Below are 25,583 nucleotides of genomic sequence, written 5' to 3'. Positions count from 1 at the left end.
GGGGCGGTCGTAGGAGGGTTTCGGTGCGCTCCACGACCGCCATGCGTCTCGCGAAGGGCCGCCGCTCGAGAGGGACGCCAGCCACGAACCATTTATATCCGAATGGGGCGAAAGCGCGTGCATGAGTCTCGAAGACCGCGCCGAGGAGCTCTCCTCCGACCTCGGTGTCGACAAACAGGAGGTCAAAGAGGACCTGGAGAATCTGGTGTCGTACAGCGTGCCGATGGACGAGGCCGTGCAGAGCCTTCGCCGGAAGTACGGCGACGGGTCGAGCGGTGGCGGGAGCTCTGGCCCGACGGCGATGGACGTCGCGGACGTCACGACAGAGAGCGGGTCGGTCACGCTGACGGGTCGCGTGCTCGTTGTCGGTCGGCGCTCCATCCAGTACCAGGGCGACACGCAGACGATCTACGAGGGCGAGTTCGCCGACGAGACGGGGACGATCGACTTCACGGCGTGGAACGACTTCGGGCTGGAGACCGGGCAGACGCTCCAGGTCGGGAACGCGGGCGTCCGCGAGTGGGAGGGCGAACCCGAACTGAACCTCGGGGAGTCGACGAGCGTCAGCGTCCTCGACGACGCGCTCGAGGTCCCCTACGACGTCGGCGGGGACCGCACCGTCCGCGAGCTGTCGCCGGGCGACCGCGGCCGGAACGTCGAGGTGACGATCGAGGAGGTCGAGCGCCGAACCATCGACGGCCGGGACGGCGAGACGGACATCCTCAGCGGCGTGCTCGCCGACGAGACCGGACGGTTGCCGTTCACGGACTGGACGGCGAACGCGGCCATCGAAGCCGGCGGGAACGTCCGCATCGAGAACGGGTACGTCCGCGAGTATCGCGGCGTCCCCGAACTGAACGTGAGCGAGTTCTCGACGGTCACGGAACTCGACCGTGAGATCGAGGTCGGCGACGCAGTCGCCGCGGACAGCATCTTCGACGCCGTCACGGGCGGTGGCGTGTACGACGTCGAGGTCTCCGGGAACGTGATCGAGGTCCGGGACGGCTCCGGGCTCATCCAGCGCTGTCCGGAGTGCAATCGCGTCGTCCAGAACGGCCAGTGCCGGAGTCACGGGGAGGTCGACGCGGAGGACGACATGCGCGTGAAGGCGATCCTCGACGACGGCACCGCGACGACGACGGTCGTGCTCGACCGCGACCTCAGCGAGCGCGTGTACGGCGGCACCTTGGAGGACGCGAAGGAGCAGGCGCGGGAGGCGATGGACCAGGAGGTCGTCGCGGACGACATCCGCGAGGAGATCGTCGGCCCCGAGTTCCGCGTGCGCGGGCACCTGTCGGTCGACGAGTACGGCGGGAACCTGGACGCGAGCACGTTCGAGCGCGTGGAGGACGACCCCGCCGAACGCGCCCGTGCCTTCCTCGAGGAGGTGAGAGCATGACGGAGCTCCCCGGCAACCGCGAGACCGCGTACCGCGTGTTCGCGGCGGAGTTCGACGACGCGAACCTCGACTACCAGGAGGGCGAGGAGGAGCGCGCGCCGAACTACGTCGTTACGCCGACGGGCGCTCGCGCGAACCGCCTGTTCGTCGTCGGCGTCCTCACCGAGATCGAGGACGTGAACGACGACGTCCTGCGGGCGCGGATCGTCGACCCGACGGGCGCGTTCGTCGTGTACGCCGGCCAGTACCAGCCCGACGAGATGGCGGCGCTCGAACGCCTCGACCCGCCGGCGTTCGTCGCGGTGACGGGCAAGGCGCGGACGTTCTCGCCGGAGGACTCCGACCGCGTGTTCACGAGCATCCGCCCGGAGAGCATCAACACGGTCGACGCGGACACGCGCGACCGCTGGGTGGTCCGGACCGCAGAGCACACCGTCGACCGCGTCGGGACGCTCGCCGCCGCGGCCGAACTGGACGCGACCGGCGACGACCTCGAGGCCGCGCTCGACGCGCGCGACGTCCCCGCTGCGGCAGCGTCCGGCTCGGCGCTCGCACTCGACCACTACGGGACGACGCCCGCGTACCTCGCGGGCCTGTACGATCTCGCGGTGGACGCCGCGGAAGTCGTCGCGGGCGACCGCGAGGAGGTCGACGCGTACGACCGCTCGCCGAGCGACGCCGGCGACGGCACGCACACGTACGCCGACATCGCCACGGACCTCGGCGACGCCGTCGCTGCCGTGACCACGACTGACGAAGGCGCGGTCACGGCGGACGCACCCGAATCCGCTGCGAGCGCCGACGACGAGTCGAGTGCAGCAGCGACCGACGCGGACTCGACCGACGCGGTTTCGACCGACGCAGACGCGACGGTCGAGGGGTCCGAGACGGCGTCCAGCGTCGAGAACGACGCGGAGCCGGCGGCGGCCGACCCCGCCGACGCGGACGCCGCGGCGGATACCGAGTCAGAGTCCGACGCAGAACCGGAGGCTGCAACGGATGCGGTTGCGGAAGCGGACGCGGATGCGGACGCAGACGTAGATGCGGAACCGGATACTGGTGCGGACGCGGACGCCGGTGCGGAACCGGACACCGGTGCAGCCGCGGACGCCGGTGCAGCCGCGGATCCGGATTCGGACGCCGACGGGGACGTCGACGCCGATGCGGACGAGGGGGCGGGCGTCGGCGACTTCGAGCCGGGGAATCTCGGTGGCGAGGCGGACGCGACGTCGGACCAGATGTACGAATTCGACGAGGAGGAGCGCGAGGAGATCGAGGAAGAGTACGGGACGGAGTTCTCCTCGGGGAACGACGTGCCCGAGCCCGAGGAGAGCGATCTCGACGCGCCCGAGCCGGAGGACGTCGTCGCGGACGACGCGGAGGAGGGCGACGACTCGGACGCGGTCGACACCACGGCCGAGACCGAAGTCGCGGACGCGGCGGCGGAGGAGTCTGCCGTCGACGAGACCGACGACGAGAGCGTCGACGAGGCGGCCGAGGACGCGGCCAGCGACGACACGGCTGGCGACGACGCGGCGGACGCCGAGGACGTGGACCTGGACGCGTTCGTGATGGACGCGATGCGGGACCTGGCGGACGGCGACGGCGTCGAGCGGAGCGCGCTCGTCGAGCACGTCGTCGCTGAGACGGGCGCGTCCGAGGGCGACGTCGACGACGCAGTCCAGGACGCGCTGATGGGTGGGCAGTGCTACGAGCCCGACGACGGCGTCCTCAAACCGATCTGACGCGATGGCCCCGGTCGATTCGGACGCTGACGGTCCAGAGGCGGTCGACCCGGGTGCGGACGCCCAGGGTGCGGTCGAGCCGATTCCTGACGCTCCGGCGGCGGTCGTCCAGGCCGACGGCCGCCGAATGCTGGCGCTCGCGGACTTCCACGCGGGCATCGAGACGGCGCTCCGGTACGAGCGCGGCGTCAACCTCGACTCGCGCGCCGAAGCGCGTCGCGAGCAAGTGACGTCGCTCGTCGCCGAGCACGCGGTCGACGAACTCGTCGTCGTCGGCGACTTCATGCACTCGATCGGCGGCCCCGGCGGCGCGGAACGCGGCGAGATCGAGGTGCTCCTCGAATCGCTGCGCGTGCCCGTGACGGTCGTGAAGGGCAACCACGACGGCGACCTCGCCGAGTGGGCCGAGGTTGCCGTCACCGACCCGGGCGGCGTCCGCATCGGCGACGTCGGGTTCGCGCACGGCCACACGTGGCCCGCCCCAGAGGTCCTGCGGGCGGACGTCGTCTGCGTCGGCCACGAGCACCCGCAGGTCCGGCTCACGGACGAGGTCGGCGGGTCGCGCGTCGAGCGCGCGTGGCTCCGTGGCGGCCTCGACGCCCGCGCGTTCGCCGGCCAGTACGACGACGACGCGGGCCTCTCCCCGGGCTCCGTCGACGGCGACCTCGTCGTGTTCCCGGCGTTCAACGACCGCTGTGGCGGGACGTGGGTGAACGTCGACGGCCGCGGGTTCCTGTCGCCGTTCCTCCCGGACGCGCTCGTCGACGGCCAGGCGTACCTGCTGGACGGTACCAGACTCGGCCGCTACGAACGGGTCTAAGAGGAGGGGGGCGCGATCGGTCAGTCGACGTCGTCGCCGCCCTCGACCGCCTCGACCGACTCCGGCGGGTCCGGCATCGCGGTCGCGGACTCCTGGCGGCGCTCTCGCGCGAGCTCCTGGCGGACCGACACGAGATCGGATTCCAGCGCCGCGACGCGATCCCGTAGTTCGCGCATCTCCGCGCGCACCGCCGCGAGCTCCGACGCCGGAACCTCGACGAGGCGGTCCTCCGACTCGTCGCCGTCGGTCGGCCACGCCTCGGCGTCGTCGAAAGCAGCTCCCGGCTCGGTGTCGACGCCATCGAGCACCTCGTCGCCATGGTCTTCCCCTGCGTCTTCGGCCGTGGCGGCGTCGTCCAACGTTTCCGTCTCGACGTCGAACTCGAACGGGGCATCGTCGACGGCCGCCTCGGAGTCGGCGTCGTCGGTAGAGAGGTCGAACGCGTCGTCGTCGTCATCGGTTGCGTCGACAGTTTCCTCGTCGGCTCCGTCAAACGCGCTGTCGGCGGCGAAGTCCAGTTCGGTCGCGTCGGCCGCCTCGCCGTCGAAGGAGAGGCCGTCGGCGCTCTCGACGCTCGCGGGCACGAACCCGCCGTCCTCGCCGTCGCCGCCGTCGAACTCGTCGCCGTCGACGAGCTCGTCGATCGTCGGCTCCTCGCTCGTGTCCACGCCCGGGAGCTCGAGGTCCGCGAGTTCGTCCTCGAGCGCGTCCGTGTCGGTCTCGTGCTCGAACTCGGACTTGAGTTCGGAGAATCGTTCGCCGTCGGCGTTCAGGACGACCTCGACGTCCTCGCTGTCGGGCTCGATCGAGACCTCTTCGGTGCCGTCGCGGTCGGCGACCGCCGTCTCGCCCGCTGGTTCGGCGTCGATCCCGGTCGCGTCGTCGCGGTCGCCGACGAGCGGCGACACGAGGGCGTCGGTCACCTGGTCGCGGTCCGCGAGCGCGCCGAGGACCGCGTCCGTGCCCAGCGGCGTGACGACGACCGCGTCGACGGTCGCGCGCTCGTCGTCGCCGGTGACGCGGCGCGCGAGCACCTCGAACGCGTTCGCGAGCTCCTGCAAGAGGAGTGCGCCGCCGCCGCCGTGGTGGGTGTCCGCGAGCGCGGCGCGCAGGTAGACGTGGTCCTCGCCGACGTCGCCCGCACCGCGACCGCGCTCGTCGTCGGCGCCGGGTTCGCCGAGGAGGTCGTCGAGGTCCGCGTGCGTCGGTGCGGCGACCCGGCCGGTCCCGAGCCGCTCGACTGGGTACGTCCACGCGTGATCGCCCATCGTCGCCGCACGTTCGGGATCGTCGCCGCCGTCGAACCCGTCGCCGCCGTCGCCGTCGTCGCCGTCCACGCCGGGTGCGGGGAGTGCGGTGGCCGGCTCCGACGGTTCGGCGCGAGCACCCGTGAGTGCCTGCTCGACGTCGGCGCGGAGGTCGGCGAGCGCGTCGGGGCCGACGCTCCGGAGCGAGTCGTCGACCGTCGGCAGCCGCACCTGGTCGCCGACGGGCGAGAGCGACGGCGCGTCCGGGTCGTCCGTGACCGCGACGTCCGGTCGACCGAGGAGTTCGTGGACGCGACTCGGGTCGTCGATCCAGATGCCGTACAGGGTGACGACGGGTCGTTCGGGGTCGAGGCGCGTGGTGAACGTGACGCGGCCGTCCTCGAACGCCGTCCACTGGTCGGCGGCGAAGTCGGTGTGCACGCCGACCCGGCTCGGGTCGACGTTCGTCGGCAGTCGGTCGACGACGCGGACGCCGACCGGGTCGTCGCGGTCGCTCCGGATCTCGAACTTCAGTGCCGGGAGTGCGAGGGTGTCCAGGTCCAGTCCCTTCCGGACCGTCACCCCGTCACTGGTGGCGTCGACCGTGTGGTCGCCGTACCAGCCGGCTGACGCGTGCATGAATACTCCATCGGAGATACAGTGGTATAGGATTGCCGTTCGGTTGAATACAAGCCCTGGTTGAAACCAATGGTTATCGGGTTAGGCCGAAAGCATGAGTCGGCAAGCCGACCGCATCTGGCCGGTATCCGGTCGAGTGGAATCGCCAGCGGCGAGTCCGGCAAGCTCCGCTTGAACGCTCCCGTCGACGATCGGAGCCCGTTCAAGTCTCGCCTGAAGGGGCCGTCGACGCACCTCGGGGCGGGGCGCTTATGCTCGCGTGGTGGCTAGGCCCGTCGATGACAGCACGCGCGGGGTCGGCGTTCGACGCGCTCGGCGAGTCGGTCAGCGAGGCGCTCGCCGACCGCGGGTTCACCGAGCCGACCGCCACCCAGCGCCGGGCCGTCCCGCCCATCGCTGCCGGCGAGCACGCGCTCGTCGTCGCCCCGACCGGGACGGGGAAGACCGAGACCGCGATGTTGCCCGTCTTCGACGCGATCACAGCCGAGGACGCGTTCGGCATTCGCGCGCTCTACGTCACGCCGCTACGAGCGCTCAACCGCGACATGCGAGACCGCCTGGAGTGGTGGGGCGAGTACCTCGACCTCGACGTCGACGTCCGTCACGGCGACACCACGGACTACCAGCGCCGGAAGCAGGCGACGGACCCGCCGGACGTCCTCGTGACGACGCCCGAGACCGTGCAGGCGATGCTCACGGGTTCGCGGCTCCGGGAAGCGCTCGCCGACCTCGAGCACGTCGTCGTGGACGAGGTCCACGAGCTCGCGGCCTCCAAGCGCGGCGCGCAACTCGCCATCGCCATGGAGCGGCTGCGCGCGCTCGCCGGCGGCTTCCAGCGCATCGGCCTGTCGGCGACCGTCGGCGACCCCGAAACCGTCGCCGCGTTCCTCACCGGGAACCGGCCCTGTGCGGTCCGGCAGGTCGACGTCGGCTCCCAGCTCGACCTCCGCGTGTACGAACCCGAGATCGACGAGGAGGACGCGAGGCTCGCGGGCAAGCTCGCGACGACCGAGCGCGTCGCGAGTCACGTCCGCGCGATACGGGACCTCGTCGCCGAGAACGAGTCGACATTGATCTTCGTGAACACGCGCCAGACCGCGGAGGCGCTCGGGTCGCGGTTCACGGAGCTGGACCTCCCCATCGGCGTCCACCACGGTAGCCTCTCGAAGGACGCCCGCATCGAGGTCGAGGACGCGTTCAAGGCCGGCGACCTCGACGGCCTGCTCTGTACGTCCTCGATGGAACTCGGGATCGACGTCGGGCGCGTCGACCACGTCGTCCAGTACCAGAGCCCGCGGCAAGTGACCAGGTTGCTCCAGCGCGTCGGTCGCGCCGGCCACCGCAGCGACCAGGTCTCGCGGGGCACCATCGTGACGACGCGCGAGGACGACACGTTCGAGGCCGCCGCCATCGCCCGCCGCGCGAAGACCGGCGAGGTCGAACCGGCGGGCATCCACGAGGGGAGCCTCGACGTCGTCGCGAACCAGATCCCGGCGCTGGCGATGGACGGCGACCACGCCGACGGCGGCGCGGACGCCATACACGGACCCGGCACGGTCGGCGACGAGCACGACGGCGTCTCCGCCCGAGCGGCGTACGAACTCGTCGCGAGCGCCCAGCCGTTCGCGGACCTCTCCGAGGACGCGTTCCGCGACGTCGTCGAGGAACTGCACTCGAACCGGATCGCGTGGCTCGACGAGGCCGCGGACCGCATCGAGACCGCGGGCGGGTCCCGCCAGTACGTCTACCAGAACCTCTCGATGATCCCCGACGAGGAGACGTACGACGTCAACGACGTCGCCTCCGGTCGGCAGGTGGGGACGCTCGACGAGCGGTTCGTCGTGAACTTCGCCCAGCCCGGCGAGGTGTTCGTGCAGCGCGGCGAGATGTGGCGGATCGTCGAGGTGGACGACGACGACGGCGAGGTGAACGTCGCGCCGATCGAGGACCCAGCTGGCGAGGTGCCGTCGTGGACGGGCTCGGAGATCCCCGTTCCACCAGGGGTCGCCGGCGAGGTCGGCGAGATGCGCGCCGTCGCCGCGCCGCAGTTCGAGCGCGGCGCACCACGCGAGTCCGTCGCGACCGAGTTCGCGAACCGCTATCCGACCGACGAGAGGACGGTCGCGAGCGCGCTCGACCAGCTCGAACGCCACGCCGACGCGGGCGCGCCGATGCCGACGGATGACTGCATAGTAGTCGAACAGCACGGCCGCACCGTGGTCGTCAACGCCTGTCTCGGGCACAAGGCGAACGCGACGCTCGGGCGCGTGCTCTCCTCGCTGCTCGGCCAGCGCACCGGTTCGTCGGTCGCGCTCGAGACCGACCCGTACCGGATCGAACTCGAACTCCCGAGCGGCCTCGGCACGCCGGAGGTCATCGAGGTACTCGAGTCGACGGATCCCGAGCACGTCGAGGCCATCATCGAGCTCTCCCTGAAGCGCTCGGACGCGCTGAAGTTCCGGCTGAGCCAGGTCGCCACGAAGTTCGGCGCGCTCCGCACGTGGGAGGGCTCCACCGACGTCAGCCCCCAGTACCTGGTCGCCGCCCTCGAGGACACGCCGGTGTACGACGAGGCGGTGCGGGAGGTGTTCCACGAGGACCTCGCGGTCGAGCACGCCGGGCGCGTCCTCGAACGCGTTCAGTCTGGCGACCTCGCCATCGAGACGGTCGGCGAACGCACGCCCGTCGGGACCGCCGGCCACTCCTCGGGCAAGGAACTCCTCGCGCCAGAGAACGCGGACGCGAGCGTCGTCCAGACCGTCAAGGACCGCCTCCAGGACGACAGGGTGGTGCTCCTGTGCGTGCACTGCGGCGAGTACAAGAAGAAAACGAAGGTCCGGCGCGTCCGCGACCAGCCCGAGTGCGCGGAGTGCGGGTCCACGCGCATCGCTGCCCTCAGTCCGTGGGACGACGAGACCGTCCCCGCCGTCCGCGCCAGCGAGAAGGACGACGAACAGGACGAACTGACGAAGAAAGCGCATCGGCGCGCGAACCTCGTGCAGTCCCACGGCAAGCAGGCCGTCGTCGCGCTCAGCGCGCGCGGCGTCGGCCCGCACAACGCCGCGCGCATCATCGGTCAGCTCCGCGAGAACGAGACCGACTTCTACCGCGACATCCTCGCCCAGGAGAAACAGTTCGCCAGGACGCGGTCGTTCTGGGACTGATCGCGCGCGGCCGACGACTGACCACGCGCGACCGAAACGCCTTCCCGCGTGCCGCTCCCGGTTGCGGGTATGCGACTCGCGCCCGGTGCCTACGACTACGCGGCGATTCCGGCGGTGCTCGCGCTCGTCGCACTCGTCGCGTTCCCGCCGGCAAGCCTCGTCGCGCTCGCGCTCGCCGGGTTCGTCCTCCTGTTCTTCCGGGACCCCGAGCGGGTGCCCGTCGAGGGCGCGGCGCGGTCCGCCGCGCTGGCGGCCGCGGACGGCACGGTCTCCGTGATTCGAACCGAAGAGGACGACGACGGCCGTGAGCGCGTCCGCGTCGGCGTGTTCATGAACGTCACCGACGTGCACGTGAACCGCGTCCCGCTCCCCGGGACCGTCGCGGACGTCGAGCACGTCCCCGGCGGACATCTGCCCGCGTTCTCGAAGGAGGCAGAGCGAAACGAGCGCCTGCACGTCGACCTCGTCGACGAGAGCGCGCCCGCCGACTCCGAGCCGTACCGCGTCACGCAGATCGCCGGCACCGTCGCGCGACGCTGTCACAGCTACGTCCAGTCCGGGGACGCGCTCGCGCGCGGCGAGCGGTTCGGCCACATCGCGTTCAGCTCGCGCGTCGACGTCCTCCTCCCGCCACGATTCGGTCCCGAGGACCTCCTCGTCGAGGAAGGCGACGGGACGCGCGCCGGCCGGACCGTTCTCGCAACCGACCCCGCCGCACGCGTCAGCGACGACGACTGACGCCGCACGCATCGCTCCCCCTGGAAGTCACCACATCGAAGAGCCGTCGAGCGCCGCCGCTCGCGAACGTGGAATCGACGGGGTAGGCCGCCCGGGTCTCGTAGCGTTGCGTGTCAAATGCACGCGGGCAGTTCGCCGACCGGCCGTGCCGTCCTCTCATCGTCGGCGGCGTCGGTACAAGACACCACCGGTCTCCGGGTCACGACGGGCCGAGTCGGGAGACCGCGAGCGTACCGGGGGCCGCGAACCGACGTCGACTACCGGTCCAGTCGAGCGCGAGCGGCCTCGAAGTGCGCCGTCGTGATCTCGAGTTCGTCGGTCATCGCGTTCGCCTCCTCGGGCGACCGCCCGTCCGCGAGTTCGCGGATGGCGCGCATCGAGGCGTCGCGGACGAGCGCGTCCAGTTCCGCGCCCGAGAACCCCTCGAGGTCGGCCGCCATCGCGTCCGTGTCGACGTCCGACGCCAGCGGGCGACCCTCCGTGACGACGTCGAGGATGGCGCGCCGTCCGGCCTCGTCCGGCTCCGGCACCTCGATGTGCGTGTCCAGGCGACCCGGCCGCAGGAGTGCGCGGTCGATGGCCTCCTTCCGGTTCGTCGCCGCGACCACGACGAGGTTCGGGTTGTCGGCCAGCCCGTCGAGCTCGGTGAGGAGCTGGGAGACGACGCGGTCCGTGACGTCGTCGCCACCGCCACCGCCGCCGCCCTCGCGGGTCTTCGCGACGGAGTCGATCTCGTCGAGGAACACGATGGAGGGCGCGGACTGGCGCGCGCGATGGAACAACTCGCGGACCGCCTTCTCGCTCTCGCCGACGTACCGGTCGAGCAACTCGGGGCCCTTCACCTCGATGAAGTTCACGCCGCTCTCGCCCGCGAGCGCCCTCGCGAGCAGGGTCTTCCCCGTCCCCGGTGGGCCGTACAGGAGCACGCCCGAGGGCGGACTCGTGTTCGCCGCCTCGAACAGCGGCCCGTACGCGAGCGGCCACTCCACGGCCTCCTCCAGCGTCTGCTTGGCCTGGTCGAGTCCGCCGACGTCCGAGAAGTCGACGTTCGGTTGCTCGGCGACGTACTCGCGCATCGCCGACGGCTCCACCTCCGCCATCGCGCCGTCGAAGTTCGCGCGCGCCACGCTCGGGTCCTCGCTCCAGGCCTTCCGGGCCTCCCCCTCCGTCGGTCGATTTCGGATCGCGTGCATCGCCGCCTCGCTCACGAGCACGTCCAGGTCCGCGCCCACGAACCCGTGCGTGCGAGAAGCGAGGGTATCCAGGTCCACGTCGTCGGAGATCGGCATCCCGCGCGTGTGGACGTCGAGGATCTCCCGACGGCCGCTCTCGCTGGGGACGCCGATCTCGATTTCGCGGTCGAACCGGCCGCCGCGGCGGAGCGCCGGGTCGATGTCGTCCACGCGGTTCGTCGCGCCGATGACGACCACGTCACCGCGAGACTCGAGGCCGTCCATCAGACTCAGGAGTTGCGCGACCACGCGGTTCTCGACGTCGCCGTCGTCGTCGCGCTTCCCCGCGACCGAATCGATCTCGTCGAAGAAGACGATCGAGGGCGCGGTCTCGCGGGCCGTCTCGAACACCTCCCGCAAGCGCTCCTCGCTCTCGCCCTTGTACTTCGACATGATCTCCGGCCCCGAGACCGTGTGGAACGCCGCACTCACCTCGTTCGCGACCGCCTTCGCGATCAGGGTCTTCCCCGTCCCCGGCGGCCCGTACAGCAGCACGCCCCGCGGCGGGTCGATGTTGAGCTTCTGGAAGAGCTCCGGCTCCGAGAGCGGAAGCTCGATCATCTCGCGGACGCGCTCCAGTTCCTCTTCCAGCCCACCGATGTCCTCGTAGGTCACGCCCGACTGGGCGTCCTCGTCCGCATCCTCGTCGCGTGACTCCCAGCCCCCCGACGACTCGGCCTCGACGCCACCGCTGCTCGCCTCGTTCGCGCCCGGCGTCGGATCCGTGGTCGCGTCGAACGCCTCGTTCCGGACCTGGACGCTCGTGTGATTCTCGATGCGGACCGGGCCCTCGGGCGTCGTCTCGACGACGTGGAACGGCGACTGGCTGATGCGCTCCAGGCGGACGTGCTCGCCGACGGACACCGGCCGTCCGTCGAGGTCCCGCCGGACCGCGCGCTCGACGACGCTCGACGGCACCGCCCCCATCGACTCCGGCGGCGCGAGCGTCACCGCCGTCGCGTCGCTGATCTCTCGCGCCCGCACCGTCACGAGGTCCCCGACCTTCGCGCCCGCGTTCGTCCGCGTGTCCGCGTCGATGCGAATGGTGCCCGCGTCCTGGTCGTGGTCCGACGGCCAGAACTTCGCCGCCGTCACGTGCGACCCCTCGATGACGACCGTGTCGCCGCTCAGGATACCGAGCTCTCGGCGTGCAGCCTCCGAGAGGCGCGCGACGCCGCGGCCGGCGTCGCGCTTCTCCGCCGCCTGCACCGTCAACGTCACGCCGTCGTCGTCGTCCGTACTCATGCCTATTTTTTCTCGCCGTACTGCCTTGAATCGCTCGGGACAAACCACTTCACGGAGGCCGGCGTCGCTCTAGGCATGGTCAGCGAGACTGAACGTGACGGCGAGACGTGGTACGAGTGCGACGCCTGCGGACTCATGTTCGACGACCAGTCCGACGCGAACGCACACGAAGCGAACTGCGACGCCGAAGACCCCTCCTACATCCAATAAGCGACTCGCAGCCACTCTCGACTCCGGGGACCGATAGCTGCCCGTTCAGTCCAAGCGCTCGCGGTGCTCGGCCGCGAGCGACTCCGCTTGCTCGCGCGTCTGCGCCACCTCCCAGCGCACCTGGGTCGCCCCACGCGGCCCATAGGATAGCGCGTCCTTCAGTTCGTCCGGGAGCACGCCCCAGTCGACCTCGAGCACGTTCCCGTCGTCGTCGCCGATCTCGTACACGCCCAGTCGGTCCGGCGCCCCAGCGACCGTCGACCGGTCGAGCGAACGCCACTGCTTCGCTAGCGGCATCAAACGATCTCGTACGCGTGCTCGCTGATCTCGTCCTCCGCAAACACGAACACGCGACCGCGAGCGACCTCCGGGTCCGCCTCGACGACGGTCGCGTACGCCTCCGACCGCACCGTCACCCCCGGGAACAGCTCCTCCTCGTCGTCGCCCTCGAGGAGGACGCGACCGACGCCGGTGTCCTCGAGGATGTCGTCGTGCGTGTCGTGGTCGTTCACGTACACGAGCACGCCCTCCGTCTCCGTCGGGTCCGTCACGAGCACTTGCGTCAACTTCCCCGGCGGCGCCCGCACCGACCCCTCGGCCTTCTCCGGCGGGCCGTGATAGAACACGTTCCGGCCGTCCAGGTACTCCACGACGACCCCGTCCTCGTTCAGCTCCACGCCGAGCGTCGACGGCGCCACGTCGCCTCGAAAAGTCATACCACCACGTAGACGGCCGCACGCAAAAACGACTCCGTTTCGCCACGCCGTTCCACTCCGCCACGACGCTCGCGCCCGCCCAATCCGGACGCTTCCGCGTCAGGCGGGCTTGAACGTCTTCGCGATCGCGGCGATGACCGCGTTCTGGACCGCGTCGCGCTCGCCAGCGAGGTACTCGACGTGGCCCTCGCGACCACCGACCACTTCGATCCCGGCCTCGGGAACCGTCGACGCCGCCTGCTCGGCGACGCGACGCACGTCCAGGTCTTCGTCCGACCGCAGACGCATGTCGTCGCCACCCAGCCCGATGGTGACGACCGGTTCGTCGTACTCCTCGCGGAGCGTCCGGTGGAGTTCGTCCACGAGCAACGCCTCCGGCGGGAAGTCGAACCGGTGCGTGAACGCGTCCGTGTCCACGACCGCGAACGTCACGCCGTCGGCCGTGCGCTCGGTGAGGTTCCGGCGCGCCGTCTCGACTTCCTTGCGCATCTTCTCGCGGAACTGATCGCTCACGTGCCCCGAGAGGCCTTCACGGCGACCGAACAGGAGGTCGTCGACGAGCTCTCGCTTGTCCTTGTAGGACTGATAGAACGCCTCCAGCGCCATCGCCTGCCGGAGCTCCGTGACGTCGTCGACGTCGTAGTCGGCGTCGCGAGCCAGGTCCACGTACACCTCCGGGGTGTCCTCCCAGTAACTCACCGCGGGCAGGTGCGAGAGGTCCACGCGAACGTCGTCGTTGACGTGCGCCGCGACGTTCGCCGCGAGCGCCGTCGAGGACACCTCGTCGTCGACGCCCGCGACGTGCGGGTTCACGACCGCCGAGAGGTCGTCGAGGACGGCGTCGTCGGGGTACGTCGCGTCGATCGCGACGCGCTCGACGCCGTACACGTCGAGGAACTCGTAGCCCTCCTCGGACTCCGCGGTCGACCCGGCGTCGGCGAGGACGACGAGCGGGAACTGCTCGCCGTGTCGCTCGCGGTCGCCGAGCATGTCCGTCACGTCGTCGGTCGCCGCGTCCATCCCGTAAAACGGGTCGTCGAGCGGCCGGCGCTCGAAGAAGTGGTACTCCGCGTCCTCGCGCGCGTGCTCCTCGCGAACGAGCGGGAGGACCGCGCGCTCGATGGCCGCCCCGGCGACGTAGCCGTCCGCGGTCGCCGTGTGTCGAACGACGACCGGTCGGCCCGTGAAGACGGCCTGCCGGATGGTCGACGCCACGTCGCGGATCTCGCTCTCGACCGCCGCGACCGCGTCGTGGTCCGCGAGCAGGTCGACTTCGCCGGGATCGGCTTCGGCGGCGAGCGCGTCCGCGAGACGCGTTCGCACCACGTCGGCTTCCTCGCCCTCGAGCACGTCGAGGACTTCCGTCTCGATCTGGAGGTCGTCGTGGTGGCGCTCGACCTCGCCGTCGATGCGTACCACGTCGTCGACCTCGACGTCGGGGTACGCGCGAACGCCCGCGGACTCGAACGCCGCCGCCTCGACGACGTCCGACTCGTCGCGGACCTCGAAGACGGTCGGCCCGGACGTCTGCCGGATGCTCACGACTTCGCCCTCGACGCGCACGACCTGTCCGACGTCGTCCGCGACGTCGCCGAGAGCCGTCCGCGACAGCCCCTCGCTCGCGCTCTCGTCGGCTGTCGCTGCCTCGTCGCCCACCGGTGCGTCGTCCTCGTCGCTGTCGGTCGACTCGTCGTCCGTCGCGACGTCGCCGGACTCGGAAGCGCCAGCGTCCTCGACGGCCGACGTCGCCGTCACGTCGGACGTCGCTTCGTCGCCGGCACTCGGTGCGTCGTCTTCGTCGGCTGCGGCGTCGGCACTCGGTGCGTCGGCAGAGGTATCGGCACTCGCTTCGTCGGTGGCGACCTCGGACGTCGCTTCGTCGGTGGTCGTCTGGTCGGTGTTCTCGGCTTCGCCGGCACTCGGTGCGTCGTCTTCGTCGGTCGGTTCCGGCTGGGCGTCCTCCGAAGAGGGCGTGCGCGTCTCGGTGTTCCCCGAGCGCGACGTACTGTCAGAAGGGTGGTCGTCGTCCCCGTCGTCCCCTTCGGGGAGCTCGTCGCCCTGGGGCGTCTGGACGAGGTGGCCGCGGAACTCGCGCTTGCGCTGGCGGATCGACCAGCCGAGGTCGACGTTCCCGTTGTCGCGCACGTCCGTCACCTGCACGTAGACGGTGTCGCCCGCGTCCCAGTCGAGGGAGTCCAGGCGTCGGTCCAGTTCGCTCCGGTGCAGGAGGCCGGTGACGTGGTCGCCGATGTCCACGAACACGCCGAACTCCGCGTAGCCGTCGACGGTGCCTTCGTAGTAGCGTCCGGGCGTCAACTGTTCGGGGGAGTTGCCTTCGAACTCGAAGACGGCGTCCTCCTCGTGACTCGAACAGATGTGCCCGTCCACGGGCGTACCGCAGATGATACAGTTACCCATTTGCTCTGGTAGAGGAAACCCGGCCTAAAACTGTTGTCGAAACTCGCTCGCCGTCGTTCGTCCGCGTCGAACCCCGGTCGTAGCTGGCGCGCGGGCGGCAGGTGGCCCGCCCGCGACCGCTCGTAAGTGCCTGCGGGGACCGATCTGCGGGAGCCGAGGAGGGGGTTGGGGGTGGCCGAGTAGCGTCCCCCCCTCGCGAACTTTTACGGGACGTGCAGGCGTAGGTCAGTACGACTATGGAACTCACCTGGTACGGTCACTCCACGTTCGGCGTCGAACTCGGCGACACCAGCCTGCTCATCGACCCGTTCTTCGACAACCCGAAGACGGACACCGACCCCGGGGCGCTCGACCCCGACTACGTGCTCCTCACGCACGGGCACGCGGACCACGTCGGCGACGTCGACGCGTACGAGGGCGCGACGCTCGTCGCGACGCCCGAGGTCGTCGCGTACTGCCAGGACGAGTTCGGGGACTTCGACGCCGTCGGCGGCATGGGAATGAACCTCGGCGGGACCGTCGAGTGCGGCGACGCGTACGTCACGATGCACCGCAGCGACCACACGAACGGCATGGAGACGGGCTACGAGGCCTCCGGCGGGATGCCCGCAGGGTTCGTGATCTCGGACACGAAGCCGACGCAGGTCGCGGACGAGGACTCCGTCTCGTTCTACCACGCCGGCGACACCAGCCTCATGACGTCGATGCGGGACGTCATCGGGCCGTTCCTCGAGCCGGACGTCGCCGCGCTCCCGATCGGCGACCACTTCACGATGGGGCCGATGCAGGCCGCGGTCGCCGTCGACTGGCTCGACGTCGACGCCGCCATCCCCATCCACTACGACACGTTCCCGCCGATCGAGCAGGACCCCGAGGCCTTCGCGAAGGAAGTGAGGGCGACCGGGAGCGACGCCGACGTCGTCGCGCTCGACGGCGACGAGTCCTTCGACGTCACCGAGAACCTCATGGACTGAGCGGCCACCCACCTCGTTCTCCCGGTCGCTCGCGTTCGCCCTCGCGACCCGCCCTCTCACCACGGGAGTCAGTTCGCACGGGAGCGTGTGCCGAGGGGGTCCGGCGACGAAACCCCTAAGTAGCGACGGCCATTGAGACGGTGGAAACGGTGATTCTCTATGGAGCTACGTGTCGACGATACGGCGGCGGAGGACGAGGCGATCAGTACGCACAGCGGTCGGTCGTTCCGGCCGCTCGACCCGGAACCGGAGCAGATCGCGCTCGCTGACCTCGCGCACGGGCTCTCGAACGTCTGTCGCGGTGCGGGCCAGACCGCGTTCTTCTACAGCGTCGCGCTGCACTCGATCCACGTGACCGAGGAGCTCGCGAGCGCGGGCGAGAGCGACCGCGTGCAGTTCTACGGGCTCCTGCACGACGCGGCGGAGGCGTACGTCACGGACGTCCCCAGCCCCCTCAAGCGTCACCTCCCCGGGTACCGCGAGATCGAGGACGACATCCAGGCTGCCGTCTGGGCGGCGTTCGACGTCTCCCCGCCCAGCGACGAGCAGTACCGCGCGGTCAAGCGCGCCGACCGCGCGCTCGGCCAGTACGAACTCCCCGAGCTGTTCCCCCAGCAGACCTGGGAGGGCGAACGCCCCGATCTCGACTACGACCTCCGCGCCGACGCCCGCTTCGACGTCCCCCGACGCTTCGAAGTGATGGTGGCGGACCTCGCCGATCGCGCGAACGCGACCGTCCCGAACTAGTCGGGTCCCGACTGCTCGCTCGATTCTCCGCGGTCCTCCACGCTCTGGGACTCGGTCGCGTCCGCGACCCAGTCCGCGTACGCGGGAAGCATCCCCGATTCGTCGAACCGCTCGATGCAGGGCACGTCGTAGGGGTGGAGTTCCGCGATTCGCGCTTCGAGTGCGTCGTAGCGCTCGCTCGTTGTCTTCGCGAGCAGGATCACTTCGTCGTCGCGCAGGATGGCGTCCTCGCCGGTGGCGTCGCCGCCGTCGGCGTCGGTCCAGCGGTACGTAGAGCGACAGTCGACCCGGTTCACGCACGCGGCGAGGCGCTCCTCGACGAGCGCGGTCGCGAGCTCGTCGGCGGCCTCGGGCGGCGCGGTGACGTACGCGGTCGGCATCGTCAGTCGGACGCTCCGGACATCGTCACTCGATCGGGCGGAACGACCCGTCGATGTCCCACTCGTGCACGCAGTGGACGTCGCCGATCGCGTCCGCGTCGGCGCTATTGCCGTCCCCATTATCGTCTCGGTCGTCGCTCGCGACGCGCCACGTGTCGTGGCGGTCGTCCCAGACCTCCCGTCGTCCGCAGCGCTCGCACTCGCGTCCCTCCGGCTTGCGTAACTCGGTCATGTGCGACAATCGATCGTCCGAGAACTTGAAGCTTGACCGTGCGGCGGGGTTCGCGACGACCGACCCCCGCGAGTGAGTCAGTAGACGCCGTCGGCGACGTCGTCGTCGAGCGCGTCGAACTGCGCGAGGTACTGGAGGCGCTCCCGCCGCAGCTCGGTGGCCGCGCGCTCGTAGTCATCGACGTGGTCGGGGACGTAGAACTCGGAGACGTCGATGCCCGGGACCGACGACGGAATCTCGAGGCCCATGCGATCGTCGCGCGTCCAGTCGACGCTGTCGCGCGCGATCTCGCGGAGGAGGGTGACGGACTCCTCGACGCCGACGTCGACCGCGTCGTCGCCGGTGCCGACGCAGCCCGTGTTGAGGACGTAGCACTCGACGCCGAGTTCGCTGACGAGATCGCGGAAGCGATTCCCTTCCTCGCCCTCGCTCCCCATGATGAACGGGTTCGTGCCGACGACGCGGATCGCTTCGCCCGCGGCGTCCGGGTCGCCCGCGCTCGTCTGGATGGACTCGCCGAGCATGAACGCGACCGCGGCCTCGGTCTCGTCGAGCTTCGCGACCGGCGGCATCAGGGGGTTGCGCGTGATGAAGAACACCTGGTCGACGCCGTCGAGGTCGACGTCCTCGTCGGCGCTGTCGAGGTGCTCGCGCTGGACGACCGCGCGCGAGTTCGTCGTGTACCGGTCCTCGTCGAAGTGGACGGTGCCGTCGTCGTCGACGGCGACGTTCTCGAGGACCGCGGACTCGTGGGTCGCGGCGTCGTACAGCGCCGCCTGCTCGTCGCGGTCGAGGCCGATGGTCTTGATGAACAGGCCCTTGCCCTCGCTGCCCGCGACCTCGCCGTCGCGCGTGAGCGCGCAGACGTCGTCCTGGAGCATCGCCGCGGACTCGCCGTTGGCCTCGTCGAGCCAGCAGCTGTGCGCAGTCAGCGTCGACTTCCCGGTCGCGGATAGCCCGAGGAACACCTGGCCGACCGTCGCCAAGTCGCCCTCGTCCTCGCCGTCGGCGTCGTCCGCGTCGGCGTCGTCGGGCGACTGGCGGACGGTGACGCGCTTCGACCCGGCGTGCAGCCCGAGGCCGCCCTGGCGCTTCGCGTCGAACATGAACAGGCGGAGGAACGACTTCTTCGCCTCGCCCGTGTAGTCGCTCCCGACGACGGCGGTCACGCCCTCCTCGGCGAGCACGCGAATTGCTGTCTCGTCGGCGTCGGGGACCTGGACCGTGACGTAGTCCGGTTCGACGGGCTCGTCGGCGTCGACGGGCTCGAAGAGCTTCGCCCACGCGAGCGCGATTCGACCGTACGCCTTCGGGACGAACAGCCGGCAGACCGCGGCGACGTCCTCGTGCCGGCCCATCCGCCGGTCGAGGCACACCCACTCGCCGTCGCCGATGCAGTCCACGGCGTCCGCGACGAGCCCGTAGTCGGCCTCGTCGAACTCGTGGTCGACCGTGTTCCTCGTGCGGTCGGCGCTCCGCGACCGGTACTCGCTCACGTAACTGGGCGAGTCGTACTCGGTCGTGGTTTCGAGGTGCGTGGAGAAGGAGCGGAGTTCGTCGAGTGCTGGCGCGTAGGTCACGTTCGGTGTGGATTTCGGGTCGGGGAAGTCCGACCGTCGTGTCGAGGTCGCCGGGCGTTCCATCCCGATGTCTGACATCGTGATTGAGTAGATTGCGTAATGCCGTATAAACATGCTGCTTGTACTCGCTCCGTAACCGATGGCTTCGAACGATGCAGGCGTCCCGTACTCGCACCTGGCGGCCCAGGGCGGCCTCGAAGCGGTCTCGAAGCGACCCCGAAGTGGTATCGAAGCGTGCCTCGAACCGGTCGATGACTCCGGGAACCGTCACCTGTAAGTCATGCCCCTGCGTCGGTCTGTCCATGATTAAGCTTGTGAACATGCTCGTCCGCGCGGACGACCTGACCCACGAGGAATTCGTCGACTACTGGTACGACGAGCACGTCCCGCTCGCGAAGGGACTTCCCCACGCGAAGAAGTACGCGACGAGCGTCCCGACGGACCCGGACCGCAGCGAGTACGACGGCGTCGTCGAACTGTACTTCGAGGACATGGGCGACCTGCAGGCGGCGTTCGAGTCCGACGTCGGCGAGGCCGTACAGGCCGACCTCGCGGAGTTCGCGAAGCCCGACGAGGGGGCGACGCTGTACGTCGAGGAGACCGTCCAGTTCGACGACGAGTCGGAGGACCGATGAACACCGCCGAACGGGTCGTCGAGACGCTCGACGCGCTCGACACCGAGTACGTGTTCGGGTATCCGGGCGGGCGCGTCATCGAGCTGTTCGAGACGATCGCGCACGGCGACAGCGACGTGGAGGTCGTTCGGCCGCGCGACGAGCGCGAGGCCAGCCAGATGGCGGAGGCGTACGGGCGAATGACGAGCACGCCCGCCGTGCTCGCGGGCCAGGGTCCGTGGATCGGGAGTCTCGGGAACATGGGCCAGATGGAGGCGCGCCTCGCGTCGTCGCCGCTCGTGACGCTCACGGAAGCGAGCGAGCGCGGTGACTACTCGACGCTCGCGCCCTATCAGCAGTCCCGCGGCGACTACGGCGGCCTCTCTCTGCCGAAGATCCTCGACGGCGTGACGAAGGAGTGGTGGTTCCCGCGGTCGTCGACTGAAACTGTTCGGTCAGTACAGCTCGCGTTCAAGCACGCGACCGCGGGCCGGCCCGGCCCGACCGCGGTCATCCTCGACGGGGACGCAGTCAGCGACGACTATCCCGAGGACGCGGTGCCGCCGGTGTGGGACGACGAACGGCAGGTGCAGAACTGGCAGAGCCAGCCGACTGACCGCGACGTCGCCGCCGCCGTCGAGCACCTCGAGGCCGCGGAGAAGCCCGTGATAATCGCGGGCAACGGCGTGCACGCGGCGGACGCGTACGACGAACTGAAGGCCGTCGCGGACGCGTACGACGCAGTCGTCGCGACCTCGTACCTCGGGAAGTCGACGATCGCGGAGACCGACGAGCGCGCGGCGGGCGTCATCGGGTCGTTCGGCCACGAGGGCGCGAACCAGGTCGTGAGCGAGGCGGACGCGCTCCTCGTCGTCGGCTGCCGGATGAACCCGATGGACACGAACTGGCAGGCGGCGTCGTTCATCGACCCCGACGAGCAGACGATCATCCACGCGGACATCGACACGCGCAACGCCGGCTGGGTGTACCCCGCCGACGTCGGTCTCATCGGCGACGCCGCCGAGAGCCTGCGCGCGCTCGCCGCGACCGGCGACGGGGAGAGCGGCGAGGGCGGCGACTGGGCGCTCGACCGCGCGGAGGAAGCCCGCGAGGACTTCGCGGTCGAGAAGTGCGAGAGCGACAGCGTCCCCATCAAGCCCCACCGGGCGTGCAAGGCCATCGAGCAGGTCGTGGACGAGGACACCGTCGTCACGGCGGACTCGGGGAACAACCGCTTCTGGCTCCTGAACTACCTCCAGACGGACTCGACGCAGTCGTACTACGGCTCCGGGGGCGTCGGCGGCATGGGGTGGGCGCAGCCCGCCGCCGTCACCGCCGCGCTCCTCGGGCACGACGCGATCGCGGTCGCGGGCGACGGCGGGTTCACGATGACGATGACCGCCGTCGAGACCGCGGTCGACCACGACGTCGCGCCGACGTTCGTCGTCCTGAACGACACGAGCCTCGGGATGGTCCGCCAGATGGACGAGGACATCGCGGGCGTCGAGTTCCACGACACCGACTTCGTGAAGATGGCCGAAGGCATGGGCGGCCGCGGCGTCCGCGTCACCGAACCCGACGACCTCGTGCCCGCGCTCGAGAACGCGAAAGCCGCGAGCGAGCCGACGGTCGTCGACGTCCGCATCGACCGCGACGAGGACATGGCCGAACAGCTCGCGTCGTCGTTCTACAACGAAGTCGGCGGGCTGCACGAGTAAGGCGCTCGCGCGAGCGTCACCGTAGCGGTTCTCGCACGTTCCCTCGGGAACCCCGGTTCGATCGATGCGGGGAATCGAGGTGACGCAACGACCGCCGTTCTCCCTGGGGATTATTGTCTTCGGGACCTACGCGACGATCCCTCGCTGTCGTCCGTATCGGCAATTACAGTGTTCACGATCGCTCCGATCATGAGCACGATAGCGCCCAGATAGAAGCTCGTGAGGATGATGATGATCCCACTGAGAACGCCATAGAGCGCGTATCGAGGGGCATTAGCGGCGTACGCGCTGATTGCTGTCAGCAGGACGGTCCACCCGGTCGCGGCCGTCAGAGCCCCTGGGAGCGCCTCTGTAAGTGAAGTCACCACTCGCGATGGGGCATAATAGAGGGGGAGGAACGCGATCGTCAGCATGCCGAATTGAACGAACGGCTTGCTAGAAGAAAGAACTCGGCCGATCGGTACGAGCGCAAAAATCAGGTTCGTGAGGATTATCGCGACGACGACCAGGCCGAAGGAGCCCAGGATACTACTGGCATCGTGAAGCTGCGTGCGAAGTGATTCTCGGGGAGCACGTTCGACCCGGTTAACGACCGTCTGGAAGCCGATCACGATGTTTGCGCCGCTCCAGGCAAGCACGCCGACTGCGAACAGTGCCGCCCAGGCTCGCCCCGATGCGGTAACCAATGCCTCGGAGAGTAGCTGCTGGGCATCGGGGGTGAGAAAGTCGGGCGTGATCCCCTGGACCTCACTGACGAGTTGGTCGCCGATGAGAGCGACCACCAATATCAGGAGTGGGATCTGGGATACGAACGCATAGTACGCGAGCGCGGCCGCCGGATACTTGACGTGGTGCTCGTGAGTCATCCGACCTACAGTCAACGCGAATTCGAAGGCGCGGCTCACGCGTCTCATAACTCACCTACGAAAATTCAGCCAAAAAGTACTGTCTCGCTCCGACACTCCCAAACGACCTATACACGGAGCAGAACCAACCACATAGAGATAGTTGCTAGCGTTTTCAATCCAGGGAGTAGTGCTGAATAGGCCCTCGGTATCCGGTACTGCCTTCTCAACCCACTCGACGCCCAGATAGGACCAACGATGGATACGCACGCTGCCTATCGGCTCGTTCTCCGAGCAGATCGCCGTAATCATCCCGCGAAGAGGGCATTATCGACGTTCCTCTTCGAGGTCTAGAACGGAAGGAGCGACCGCACCATCCAGTACGGTCCCTCGATCTGGTTCTTGAGGAACCCCACGACGGTCCTGCGGGGTGCGCTCGCTGGCACGAGGTCGCTGGCGGCGTCGGCGCCGACGCGGACCAGATCGCCAGTATGCGTGCGACGACCGTTCTCGTCGGTGACGCGGAGGCAGACGAGCGCGTCCCCGGGCGTGCCGACGACGCGGTAGACGCCCGCCTGGACGGTCGCATCCGCGGGCGCTTCGACGAAGTCGCCGACGGCGACGCCGTTCGGGTCGACCATGTGTCGCCGTTCTCGCGTCACCGAGATAATGGTTGGCGGTCGAAGCGGCAAACGGCAGGGGCGAGGTCGTTCCGGCCCGTCGTCGGTTTCGCCGAGTGTGCAACCTTTTTCGTGCCGCTGGGTGAATCGACGACCATGAGCGACAATACTGTCCTCGTTACCGGTGGCACGGGATTCATCGGGTCCTACGTTGCGAAGGACCTCGTCGAGCACGGACACGACGTGGTCGCGTACGACCTCTCGACGGACGAACGCATACTCGAAAAAGTCGGGATCGCCGACGAGGTGGAGACGCGTCGCGGCGACGTCTCCGACCCGACGGACGTCGTGAGCGCGGTCGCGGACACCGGCACGACGCACATCGTGCACCTCGCGGCGCTCCTGACGAACACCGCCGAGGAGAACCCGCGCGCGGCGATGGAGGTGAACGTCGAGGGCACGAGCAACGTCTTCGAGGCCGCGCGGACGCTCGACGACCAGGTCGAGCGCGTCGCGTGGGCGTCGAGCGCGGCGATCTACGCGCCGCCACACCACTACGACGACGGCGGCGACTGGTGGGTGACTGAAGAGGACCTCACGTACCCGGACACGCTCTACGGCGCGACGAAGGAGTACAACGAGCACCAGGCTCGCGTCTACCGCGAGGAGTACGGCGTCAGCGACGTCGCGCTCCGGCCGACGGTCGCGTACGGCCCGTACCGCGAGACGGGCGGGTCGGCGTTCCTCGCGAACATCGTCGAGAAGCCCGCGCTCGGCGAGCCGTTCGAGGTCGACTACGGCACCGAGGAGATCGACTGGCAGCACGTCGCCGACATCGCGCAAGCCTTCAGGCTCGGGGCGTTCGCGGACGAGGACGACCTCACGCAGCGTGTGTACAACGTCCGCGGCGAACTCGCGAGCGTCCGCGAGGCCGCCGAGACCGTCGAGCGCATCGTGCCGGACGCGGACATCACGGTGAACGACGACGGCGAACTCCCGTGGACGCAGCGCCTCGACATGACGAAAGCCCAGGAGGACCTCGGGTACGAGCCCGAGTACGGGCTCGAGGAGGGCTTCCGGAGCTACATCAACACGCTCCGGAAGGAGAACGGCCTGGACGCCGTCTGAACTGGGTCTCTTTCTGTCCGGTTAGCGTTCCGCGTAGGGCCGCCCGATAGCGCGGGACGGCGCGCCGGTATCGAACACTGCCGGCCGTACTGGTTTGCGTGTCGCGACCGAACCGATCGGCATGGACCTGACCGAATCGAGTACGCGAGCGGAGTCCGAATCGGACGTCGGCAGCGAGGGGGCGACGGACAGCGGTGGGGGCTATCTCTCGACGCTACCGCGGTCGCTTTGGCGACGCGTCGACCCTGGCGCGGTAGCAGCTGTCGTCGGCGGCACGAGCGCCCTGCGCGGTCTCCGGGCGTTCCGGCGCGGCGACCGCCGGCGCGGCCTCGGGAGCCTCGCCCTCGGAGCGGCTCTCCTCGGGGTCGCGTTCGTCCAGGGGCGGCGGTCGCGCGACCATGGCGGGGGGTCGGGCGTCGACCAGACTGACGTGGTCGACACGGCCCCCGATGTCGACGCGGTCGCCAGCGAGGACGGCGACGTCGGCGCGGACGAACACGTCGGCGGCGACGCGGCCGAAGCGGTCGCGGATACGAGCCCGGACATCGAGGCGGCGAGTTCGGGACTCGAATCCGAGACCGACGACGAGACCGAGTCCAGCGGCGCGGACGCGTCGGGGGAGGCGAGCGACATCGGCGAGATGGACGAGTCGGGCGAATCGATCGAGCTGGGCGAACCGGGCGACGTGAGCGAGGAGAGCCGGTCGGGAACGACGGGCGACGCGGGTGACGCGAGCGAGGTCGGCGAGACGACGCTTCCCGATGACGCCGACCGCCTTGGCGAGGCGGCCTTCGACAGGCAGAGCCGAGAGGTCCCGGTGCCCCAGCGGGCGTTCAACCAGGGGTTCCTGTCGCATTCGGCCGAGGCGTTCTGGGGGATCCGGTCGGACGACGACGCGGTGCTGGTCTCCGGGGACTACGACGCGGTCGAGGCCGGCTCGGGAGTGCGGTACGTCGCGAGCAGCGAGATCGGCGCCGACGCCCGCGAACTCCCGATCCCGGACGCCGTCCTCGACCACTGGGACGAGGTGCTCCGCGGCGGGACCGCCGTCGCCGGCGGCGACGACATCCTGTTCGTCACGACCGAGGACCTCGAGCGCGACGGACTGCTGCGCGTCCTCCCGGCGGCGTGGGTCGACGAGTCGTTCACGCCGGGGACGCCCTGAGAGAGGG

Annotated in this window: 23 protein-coding genes; 13 read left to right on the top strand and 10 right to left on the bottom strand. The window is 69.6% G+C overall.

Features of this window, described 5'->3' with window-relative positions; translation table 11 throughout:
- The first annotated feature begins 121 nt into the window (after window positions 1-121).
- The 3 genes from G9C85_RS04430 (at window position 122) to G9C85_RS04420 (ending at window position 3,964) form a co-directional block, all read left to right on the top strand.
- A complete protein-coding gene (locus G9C85_RS04430) occupies window positions 122-1,399 on the top strand; it encodes a Single-stranded DNA binding protein (RefSeq protein ID WP_166037298.1) in 1,278 nt (425 codons plus the stop codon).
- Window positions 1,396-3,144 carry a hypothetical protein gene (locus tag G9C85_RS04425; RefSeq protein WP_166037296.1) on the top strand — a complete coding sequence of 583 codons (1,749 nt, stop codon included), beginning with the start codon at window positions 1,396-1,398 and terminating at the stop codon, window positions 3,142-3,144. Before G9C85_RS04430 ends, G9C85_RS04425 begins: the two co-directional genes overlap by 4 nt.
- A 127-nt stretch (window positions 3,145-3,271) precedes the next feature.
- Window positions 3,272-3,964, top strand: a complete 693-nt coding sequence (locus tag G9C85_RS04420) for a metallophosphoesterase (RefSeq protein WP_240148818.1) — start codon at window positions 3,272-3,274, stop codon at window positions 3,962-3,964.
- Window positions 3,965-3,984: 20 nt separating this feature from the next.
- Here G9C85_RS04420 and G9C85_RS04415 read toward each other — a convergent pair whose 3' ends face one another.
- Window positions 3,985-5,850, bottom strand: coding sequence for a hypothetical protein (locus G9C85_RS04415; RefSeq protein WP_166037292.1), 1,866 nt, complete (start codon window positions 5,848-5,850; stop codon window positions 3,985-3,987).
- 278 nt (window positions 5,851-6,128) lie between these two features.
- Here G9C85_RS04415 and G9C85_RS04410 point away from each other — a divergent pair, with 278 nt between their 5' ends.
- Window positions 6,129-9,014, top strand: coding sequence for a DEAD/DEAH box helicase (locus tag G9C85_RS04410; RefSeq protein ID WP_166037290.1), 2,886 nt, complete (start codon window positions 6,129-6,131; stop codon window positions 9,012-9,014).
- Between the two features lie 69 nt (window positions 9,015-9,083).
- The gene (locus tag G9C85_RS04405) at window positions 9,084-9,752 is read left to right on the top strand and encodes a protein sorting system archaetidylserine decarboxylase (protein ID WP_166037288.1); all 669 of its coding nucleotides are present in this window, start codon (window positions 9,084-9,086) and stop codon (window positions 9,750-9,752) included.
- A gap of 257 nt (window positions 9,753-10,009) precedes the next feature.
- Here the strand turns inward: G9C85_RS04405 and G9C85_RS04400 are convergent, their stop codons facing one another.
- On the bottom strand, window positions 10,010-12,229 hold the full coding sequence (locus G9C85_RS04400; protein WP_166037286.1) for an AAA family ATPase: 2,220 nt from the start codon (window positions 12,227-12,229) through the stop codon (window positions 10,010-10,012).
- A gap of 75 nt (window positions 12,230-12,304) precedes the next feature.
- On the opposite strand from G9C85_RS04400, the gene G9C85_RS19075 reads away from it, so the two are divergent.
- A complete protein-coding gene (locus tag G9C85_RS19075) occupies window positions 12,305-12,439 on the top strand; it encodes a hypothetical protein (RefSeq protein ID WP_275690762.1) in 135 nt (44 codons plus the stop codon).
- Between the two features lie 45 nt (window positions 12,440-12,484).
- Here G9C85_RS19075 and G9C85_RS04395 read toward each other — a convergent pair whose 3' ends face one another.
- The 3 genes from G9C85_RS04395 to G9C85_RS04385 all read right to left on the bottom strand — a co-directional run bounded on the left by G9C85_RS04395 (window position 12,485) and on the right by G9C85_RS04385 (window position 15,573).
- The gene (locus G9C85_RS04395; RefSeq protein ID WP_166037284.1) at window positions 12,485-12,736 is read right to left on the bottom strand and encodes a hypothetical protein; all 252 of its coding nucleotides are present in this window, start codon (window positions 12,734-12,736) and stop codon (window positions 12,485-12,487) included.
- Complete coding sequence (locus G9C85_RS04390) at window positions 12,736-13,155, bottom strand: DUF5796 family protein (protein WP_166037282.1); 420 nt, start codon at window positions 13,153-13,155, stop codon at window positions 12,736-12,738. The genes G9C85_RS04395 and G9C85_RS04390 overlap by 1 nt, the downstream gene beginning before the upstream one ends.
- Before the next feature lie 99 nt (window positions 13,156-13,254).
- A complete protein-coding gene (locus G9C85_RS04385; RefSeq protein WP_166037280.1) occupies window positions 13,255-15,573 on the bottom strand; it encodes a DHH family phosphoesterase in 2,319 nt (772 codons plus the stop codon).
- Window positions 15,574-15,809: 236 nt separating this feature from the next.
- On the opposite strand from G9C85_RS04385, the gene G9C85_RS04380 reads away from it, so the two are divergent.
- The gene (locus G9C85_RS04380; protein WP_166037278.1) at window positions 15,810-16,547 is read left to right on the top strand and encodes a metal-dependent hydrolase; all 738 of its coding nucleotides are present in this window, start codon (window positions 15,810-15,812) and stop codon (window positions 16,545-16,547) included.
- 159 nt (window positions 16,548-16,706) lie between these two features.
- Window positions 16,707-17,294, top strand: a complete 588-nt coding sequence (locus G9C85_RS04375) for a hypothetical protein (protein WP_166037276.1) — start codon at window positions 16,707-16,709, stop codon at window positions 17,292-17,294.
- Here the strand turns inward: G9C85_RS04375 and cutA are convergent.
- From cutA to G9C85_RS04360, 3 genes are all read right to left on the bottom strand, one after another.
- Window positions 17,291-17,674 carry a divalent-cation tolerance protein CutA gene (gene cutA, locus G9C85_RS04370; protein ID WP_166037274.1) on the bottom strand — a complete coding sequence of 128 codons (384 nt, stop codon included), beginning with the start codon at window positions 17,672-17,674 and terminating at the stop codon, window positions 17,291-17,293. The two genes, G9C85_RS04375 and cutA, sit on opposite strands and share 4 nt — an antisense overlap.
- A gap of 25 nt (window positions 17,675-17,699) precedes the next feature.
- On the bottom strand, window positions 17,700-17,906 hold the full coding sequence (locus G9C85_RS04365) for an HEWD family protein (RefSeq protein ID WP_166037271.1): 207 nt from the start codon (window positions 17,904-17,906) through the stop codon (window positions 17,700-17,702).
- Between the two features lie 77 nt (window positions 17,907-17,983).
- Complete coding sequence (locus G9C85_RS04360) at window positions 17,984-19,564, bottom strand: phosphoenolpyruvate carboxykinase (ATP) (RefSeq protein ID WP_166037269.1); 1,581 nt, start codon at window positions 19,562-19,564, stop codon at window positions 17,984-17,986.
- A 61-nt stretch (window positions 19,565-19,625) separates the two neighbouring features.
- Here G9C85_RS04360 and G9C85_RS18645 point away from each other — a divergent pair, with 61 nt between their 5' ends.
- From G9C85_RS18645 to G9C85_RS04350, 3 genes are read left to right on the top strand one after another with little or no spacing between them, the layout of a single operon-like run.
- The gene (locus tag G9C85_RS18645; RefSeq protein ID WP_205254304.1) at window positions 19,626-19,763 is read left to right on the top strand and encodes a hypothetical protein; all 138 of its coding nucleotides are present in this window, start codon (window positions 19,626-19,628) and stop codon (window positions 19,761-19,763) included.
- 25 nt (window positions 19,764-19,788) lie between these two features.
- Window positions 19,789-20,121: an EthD family reductase gene (locus G9C85_RS04355; RefSeq protein ID WP_166037267.1), complete on the top strand. Its 333-nt coding sequence runs from the start codon at window positions 19,789-19,791 to the stop codon at window positions 20,119-20,121.
- Window positions 20,118-21,818, top strand: a complete 1,701-nt coding sequence (locus tag G9C85_RS04350) for a thiamine pyrophosphate-binding protein (RefSeq protein ID WP_166037265.1) — start codon at window positions 20,118-20,120, stop codon at window positions 21,816-21,818. Before G9C85_RS04355 ends, G9C85_RS04350 begins: the two co-directional genes overlap by 4 nt.
- Window positions 21,819-21,928: 110 nt before the next feature.
- Here G9C85_RS04350 and G9C85_RS04345 read toward each other — a convergent pair whose 3' ends face one another.
- Together G9C85_RS04345 and G9C85_RS04340 are read right to left on the bottom strand one after the other, a co-directional pair.
- Entirely contained in the window at window positions 21,929-22,684 is a 756-nt protein-coding gene (locus G9C85_RS04345) for a YihY/virulence factor BrkB family protein (RefSeq protein WP_205254303.1), read from the bottom strand.
- Window positions 22,685-23,013: 329 nt separating this feature from the next.
- Window positions 23,014-23,304 (bottom strand): hypothetical protein, encoded by a 291-nt coding sequence (locus G9C85_RS04340; protein WP_166037261.1) that lies wholly within the window; start codon window positions 23,302-23,304, stop codon window positions 23,014-23,016.
- 135 nt (window positions 23,305-23,439) lie between these two features.
- On the opposite strand from G9C85_RS04340, the gene G9C85_RS04335 reads away from it, so the two are divergent.
- Window positions 23,440-24,411, top strand: a complete 972-nt coding sequence (locus G9C85_RS04335) for an NAD(P)-dependent oxidoreductase (protein ID WP_166037259.1) — start codon at window positions 23,440-23,442, stop codon at window positions 24,409-24,411.
- Between the two features lie 121 nt (window positions 24,412-24,532).
- Entirely contained in the window at window positions 24,533-25,576 is a 1,044-nt protein-coding gene (locus G9C85_RS04330) for a hypothetical protein (RefSeq protein WP_166037257.1), read from the top strand.
- Window positions 25,577-25,583: the final 7 nt, after the last annotated feature.

This window comes from Halorubellus sp. JP-L1 (genome assembly GCF_011440375.1).
Lineage (GTDB): Archaea > Halobacteriota > Halobacteria > Halobacteriales > Natrialbaceae > Halorubellus.
This window is presented reverse-complemented; position numbering and strand designations above follow the sequence as displayed.